The organism is Actinomadura geliboluensis (assembly GCF_005889745.1).
GTDB classification, from domain to species: Bacteria; Actinomycetota; Actinomycetes; order Streptosporangiales; family Streptosporangiaceae; genus Spirillospora; species Spirillospora geliboluensis.
Window position 1 is genome coordinate 1 of the sequence record NZ_VCKZ01000500.1, and the last position, 6,146, is coordinate 6,146.

General features: G+C 72.5%; 4 protein-coding genes. 2 read left to right on the forward strand and 2 right to left on the reverse strand.

The genetic code is table 11. From position 1 onward, the window contains the following. The coding region (locus tag ETD96_RS39620) for a bifunctional acetate--CoA ligase family protein/GNAT family N-acetyltransferase (protein ID WP_138641623.1) at positions 1–2,407 on the reverse strand (2,407 nt) is incomplete at its 3' end. A gap of 168 nt (positions 2,408–2,575) precedes the next feature. Here ETD96_RS39620 and ETD96_RS39625 point away from each other — a divergent pair. Next, positions 2,576–3,499: a carbohydrate kinase family protein gene (locus ETD96_RS39625; RefSeq protein WP_138641624.1), complete on the forward strand. Its 924-nt coding sequence runs from the start codon at positions 2,576–2,578 to the stop codon at positions 3,497–3,499. Between the two features lie 15 nt (positions 3,500–3,514). Here the strand turns inward: ETD96_RS39625 and ETD96_RS39630 are convergent, their stop codons facing one another. Beyond that, a complete protein-coding gene (locus tag ETD96_RS39630; RefSeq protein ID WP_205719696.1) occupies positions 3,515–4,540 on the reverse strand; it encodes a LysR family transcriptional regulator in 1,026 nt (341 codons plus the stop codon). 689 nt (positions 4,541–5,229) lie between these two features. Here ETD96_RS39630 and ETD96_RS39635 point away from each other — a divergent pair. Then, the coding region (locus tag ETD96_RS39635) for a serine hydrolase domain-containing protein (protein WP_138641625.1) at positions 5,230–6,146 on the forward strand (917 nt) is incomplete at its 3' end.

Below are 6,146 nucleotides of genomic sequence, written 5' to 3' on the forward strand. Positions count from 1 at the left end.
GGCCGAGGGGGCGTTCCAGCGTCAGCTTCACCGCGCGCACCGTGACGCCGTGGCCGTCCACCATGACGGGGTCCAGCTCCAGGCGCGCCACCTCGGGGAGGTCGTAGCCGAGGCGCGACGCGCGCAGCAGCAGCCGTTCGAGGGCCTTGACGTCCACGGGTTCGGCGCCCCGGTGGCCGAGCAGCAGCGGCGCCGTGCGGATCGCGCGGATCATCTCCGCGGCGTCCACGTCCGCGAGCGGGGACAGCCGGTAGGCGCGGTCGTCGAGCAGCTCGGCGGTCTCGTCGGCGATGCCGAACGAGATCAGCGCGCCGAACGAGCGGTCCTCCCGGACGACGATGCGGGTCGGCACGCCGTGACCGCCCTCGGCGACCTCGATGCCGTAGCAGGCGAGCAGCTCCGCCGCCTTCTTCGCCGGGACGTCCACCGGGCCGCCGTCGCCGAGCCATTCCGCGACGAGGACGCGGGCGCGGTCGCGGTCCACGTCCTCGAACACCGGCATGCGGCCAGCGGGGCGACGCCGCCACTGCGCGTACCTGATCACGTACGCGAGGGCGCGGACGGCGTCCTCCGGCGAGGTGTAGGACGGCACCGAGCCCTCGGCGGGCATCCCGTCCGGGCCGGGGACGCGCAGTTCGGCGGGCATGCCCTCGGTGCCCAGGTAGGTCGCGACGACGGGTTTGCCGGCGCCGGCGGCGAGCCGGAGCATCTTCTCCGGGACGCGCACGTCGTAGCCGCCGATCGTCGGCGGGGTGAACAGCGCCACGACCGCGTCCACCGTGTCGTCGTCGAGCGCGGCGGCGAGGGCGGCCTCGTAGTCGTCGGCGTCGGCGCCGGGGCCGAGGTCGATGCGCGGCCTGACCTGCAGGCCGTGCGCCACCGCCTCGTCCTGCGCGAGCAGCCCGAGCGAGTTGGAGTTGTCGATGATCGCGATGCGGTCCCCGGCGGGGAGCGGCTGGTAGGCCAGCACCTGCGCGACGTCGAACAGCTCGGCGAGGTCCTCGACCCGGATGACGCCGGCCTGCTCGAACAGCGCGCTGACCGCGTGGTCGGGCAGCGTCAGCGCGCGCGCCGCGTGCCCCAGCGGGACGCCCTGGGTGCTGCGGCCGCTCTTCACCGCGACGATCGGCTTGCGGCGGCCCAGTCGGCGCGCCAGCCGCGCGAACTTGCGGGGGTTGCCCAGCGACTCCAGGTACAGCAGGACGGCCTTGGTCGCCGGGTCCTCCTCCCAGTACTGCATGAGGTCGTTGCCGGAGACGTCCGCCCTGTTGCCCGCGGACACGAAGGTGGACAGGCCGAGGCCGCGTTCGGCCGTCCGCTGCAAGATGGCGATGCCGAGCGCACCGGACTGGGAGAAGAAGCCGACCGGCCCGCGTCCCGGCATGGTCGGCGCCAAGGTCGCGTTGAGCCGCACATCCGTGTCGGTGTTGGCGATGCCCAGGCAGTTGGGGCCCACGACGCGCATTCCATACGCGCGCGCGAGGCTGACGAGCTCCTTCTGGTTGGCGCGCCCCTCCTCGCCGACCTCACCGAAGCCGGACGAGACCACGACCAGGCCCCGCACGCCCTTGGCCGCGCACTGCTCCACGACCCCGTGGACGCTGTCGGCGCGGACGGCGACGACCGCGAGATCCACATCGTCGGGAATGTCCAGGACGGACGCGTACGCGCGCACCCCCGCCACGGCGACCGCCGTCGGATGCACCGGGTACACCGGCCCGCTGAAGTCCCCGGCCAGCAGGTTCCGCAGGACGGTCTGCCCCACGCTGTGCTCCGCGCGGCTCGCCCCGATCACCGCCACCGACCCGGGGAACAGCAGCCGCTGGATCGACCGCGACTCGGCCCGGTGCTCGCGGGCCGTCATGACCTCCAGCGAGGTGTCGGTCGGCTCCAGGTCGAGAACGAGCTCGATCACGCCCTCCTCGAACCGCTGCTCCGCCCGGTAGCCCGCCTCCCGGAACACCCGCGTCATCCGGCGGTTGTCGGGCAGCACGCTCGCCACGAACCGGCGCACGCCCCGCTCCCGCGCCGCCGCCGCGATGTGCTCCAGCAGCACCGCGCCGAGACCGCGGCCCTGGTGCGCGTCCTCGACGAGGAACGCGACCTCCGCGGTCTCCGGCCGGTCGCCGAGCCGGTCATAGCGGACGACCGCCACCATCACCCCCGCGATCGTGGCGATCAGCGCGACACGCCGGTCATGGTCCACGGTCGTGAAATGTTCGACGTCGCGGTCCGACAGGTGCGGGCGCGGCGAGAAGAACCGGTAGTAGATCGACTCCGGGGACAGCCGCTCGTGGAAGGAGCGCAGGAGGTCGGCGTCATCGGGCCGGATGGGACGCAGGTGGGCCGTCCCGCCGTCGCTGAGCACGACGTCGGCCTCCCACTGATCCGGGTAACGCTCGGTCACGTACCCGAGGGTAAGGCACGGACGCTCCTGGGGCCGCGCCGGGAAAAACGGTCTTCCCCGCGTTTCGCTGCGCGTTCGAGACCTAATCGGGGCTCCGGAGCTGTTACGGTCGAGCACACGTCCAGACTTGCCGCTCGCGCGGGCCGTGTTGATCGAGGTGATGACTCCATGACGCGCGTGGTCGTGGTCGGCGATCTCATGACAGACACCGTGGCGCGTGCCGCGTATCCCCTGGCGAAGGGGAGCGACACGCCCGCCGCTGTAACGACCCACGGGGGCGGCTCCGGCGCCAACGTGGCGGCCTGGCTCGCCCTGGAAGGGGTCGAGGTCGCGTTCGTCGGCCGCCGCGGCTCCGACATCGCGGGCCGGAACCGGGACATGGAGATGATGGGGTACGGCGTCGACGCCCGCCTCGTCATGGACCAGGAGCGTCCCACCGGCACCTGCGTGGTCATGGTCACGCACAAAGGCGACCGGACGATGCTGTCCGATCCCGGTGCCAACGGCGCACTCCTCCCCGAGGACATCGAGCGCTGCAAAGACCTGTTCAACCAGGGCACGCACCTGCACCTGTCCGGCTACTCGCTGATCAACGAGGGCTCCCGGAAGGCCGCCATCCACACCCTGGACCTCGCCCGCAAGGCGCAGATGTCCGTCTCGGTGGACGGCGGGTCGTCCTCCCCGCTCAAGCGGATGGGCGCCGAGCCGTTCCTGGAGTGGACGCAGGGCGCGCGGCTGCTGGTCGTCAACGCCAAAGAGGCCGAGATCCTCACCGGCCGCGACACGCCGGAGCAGGCCGCCAAGGTGCTGACCGCCTGGTATCCGCAGGTCGTCATCAAGAACGGCTCCGACGGCGCCCTCTGGTACACCAACGGCCGGCCCGAGCCCGTCACCGTCGCCGCCGAACCCGTCGAGAAGATCATCGACGGCACCGGCGCCGGGGACGCGTTCGTCGCCGGGTTCCTGCCGCCCTGGCTGGACGGCAAGCAGCCCGCCGACGCGCTCACCGCCGGCTGCCGGCTCGCCGCCCGCGCGATGAAGCACCTCGGCGCCCGCCCGACCCTCGACGTGGTCGACAACCAGATCAAGTAGGGCCCGGGCGCCGCGTCAGGCGAGCGGGGTGTAGGTGCGGACGTCCTCCTTGACCGCCGCCCAGAGGCGGTTGAGGGGATGCCCCGGCCCGTAGCGCTCCAGGTCGGCGCGGCGGACGAACGCGCCCGTCATCAGCTCGGCCTTGGGCTCCAGGTCGTCGTGCAGCCCGATGGCGCGCAGCGGCACCGCGTCGGGATCGTCCTGCGCGGCCATGCCCCGCCCGATCGACCCGGTGACGATCATGCAGCCGCGGACGAACCCGGACCGCAGCAGCGACAGCCCGTAGTGGACGTCGTCGATGTCGGCGACGACGTTCAGGCGGTCGCGGTAGTGCGGCCCGTACCAGGTGGCGAGCAGGTCGGCGACCAGCCCGGCCGGCGGCACCACCAGCGGGACGCGCCCGAGCGCGCTGGTCTCGACGGGCCCGTCCGGCAGCTCGCTCTCCGGCAGGTTGGTCAGCAGCAGCGCCTGGCCCCGCGCGTACTCGATGACCTCGTACTCCTTCAGCCGCAGATCGCCCTCGGGGGTGCTGACGATGCTCCCGCAGACGAGGTCGACCTGCCGGTTCTCCAGCCGCGACCACACGTCCTTCGTGCGGACGTGGGCGACCTTGAACTCCACCTCCCGCTGCCGGAACTCCTCCGACACCCGGTTCCAGGCCCGGGACACGATCGGCAGGGTGAACTCGGTGGTGCCGACGGTCAGCATCCGCCCCAGCCTGCGCCGGCTCAGGTGAATGGACTCCAGCCACTTGTCGAACGTCATGCGCGCCAGTTCGACGGTGGCCTCGCCGGTGGGGGTGAACAGGAAGTCCTTGCCGCGCCCCTGCCGGACCGTCAGCACCTCGCCGCAGAGGTTCTGGCTGTTGCGGTTCAGTATGTCGAGCTGCTTCTGGACGCTGGACTGCTCACGCCCCAGCACCCGCGCGGCCCGCAGCGCGGACCCGGTCTCATGCACCACCAGGAGCGTCCGCAGCTGGTCGAACGTCATGTCGAGCAGCCCGGACGGACCGTCCAGGAGGGCGTCGAGGGTCGGTGACACGGTGAGGGACATTACTACCTGTTCCACCGGACCGACGACAAATGGCCATGCGGCCAGCTGGGCGGGAACTGATGACATTTCCCACTGAACTTATCTAAAGATGTTCTTGCAAACAGCTGGACAGAGTTTTCTGACCTCTAGGACACTTTCTTTCGAGCCGCTCCCCGCCGCCGTCCCTCGTCCCGACCGGACGGCGGCGTTCCGGGCGCGCCCCGGTGGTGCCGGCCACCGGGGCCGCCGCCCGGCGACCCGACTCCCGTTCGCCGCGGCCCTTCTCCGCCGCGGCGCCGGGGCCGGACGCCGGCCCGTGCGCGGGGCCGCGCGCACGGGCCGGTCCGATCGTCCCGCCCGCGCCCACGGGGGCGCGCGGGCGGCCCACGATCACCGGACCCACCGCGCGCGCCCCGCTCGCAACGGCTGTCGGCGGTTCACGCTCGGGTAGCTCTCCGGGCCGGGACGGTGAGATCAGCCCAGCGTGCGGACGGTACGGCCGAGTCACCGTCCGTGCGACCGATGAATCAGCGGGGGCACGAAGGTCTGTATGGACGCCGCGAGAACCGTGACGCCCGATCCCGACCGAAGGAGCCCGCGCCCATGCCCCGCGAATGCCTCGCCATACCGCCGCGTGCGGCAACGGTGCTCCCGCCGCCGGGCCGGCCCGTGAGCGGTGCCCCCCGCGCGGGCGTCCGATGACGTCCCTCCAGGAGAGACTCCAAGACGCGGCCGATGATCTGGTGGCGTCCGGCGCCGAGGTGGGCCTGCAGATCGCGGTCGTCCACAACGGACGGACGGTCGCCGACGTCGTCGCGGGCATGGCCGCCCCTGAGCGCCCGGTGACACCCGACACGCTCTTCTACGCCGCTTCCACCGCCAAGGGCGTGGCGTCGGCGGTGGCCCACGTGCTCGTGGAACGCGGAGACCTCACCTACGACATGCGCGCGGCCGACGTCTGGCCGGAGTACGCGGCCCACGGCAAGGGCGAGACGACGCTCCGCCACGTCCTGCTCCACACCGCGGGCGTGCCCGCGCCCCCGTACGACACCACGGTCGAGGACCTGTGCGACTGGGACCACATGTGCGCGGTGCTGGCCGCGTCCGAACCGTGGTGGGAGCCCGGCACCCGCTTCGGCTACCACGCGCAGACGTTCGGGTTCCTGCTCGGCGAGATCGTACGGCGCGCCACCGGACGCACCCTGACGTGGTGGCTGCACGAGGCCGTCACGCGGCCGCTCGGCGTCGAGGACGACGTGCACTTCGGAGTCCCCACCGCGCACCTGCCCCGCGTCGCCCACCAGGAACCGCCGACGGAACCGCCACCGGGCCCGGCCCCGACCGACCGGTCACTCCCACCGGGCATCAGACCCGACGCCGCATACGCCAACCGCCCGGACGTTCTCACTTCGGACATCCCGTCCGCCGGCACGATGACGGCCCGCGGCGCGGCCCGCGTCTACGCCGCCCTCCTGGGCCACCTCGACGGCGTCGACCTGGTCTCCCCCGCCCGCCTGGCCGACATGGCGGCCGTCCACGTCGACGGCATGGACGAGGTCATGGACATGCCGGCGACCTGGGCGTTCGGCTTCAGCGACTACCGTCCCGCCCGCCC

Bases quoted from the DNA above. Each gene is read 5' to 3' on its own strand.
- ETD96_RS39625 (WP_138641624.1), top strand. From the start codon at position 2,576: ATGACGCGCGTGGTCGTGGTCGGCGATCTCATGACAGACACCGTGGCG.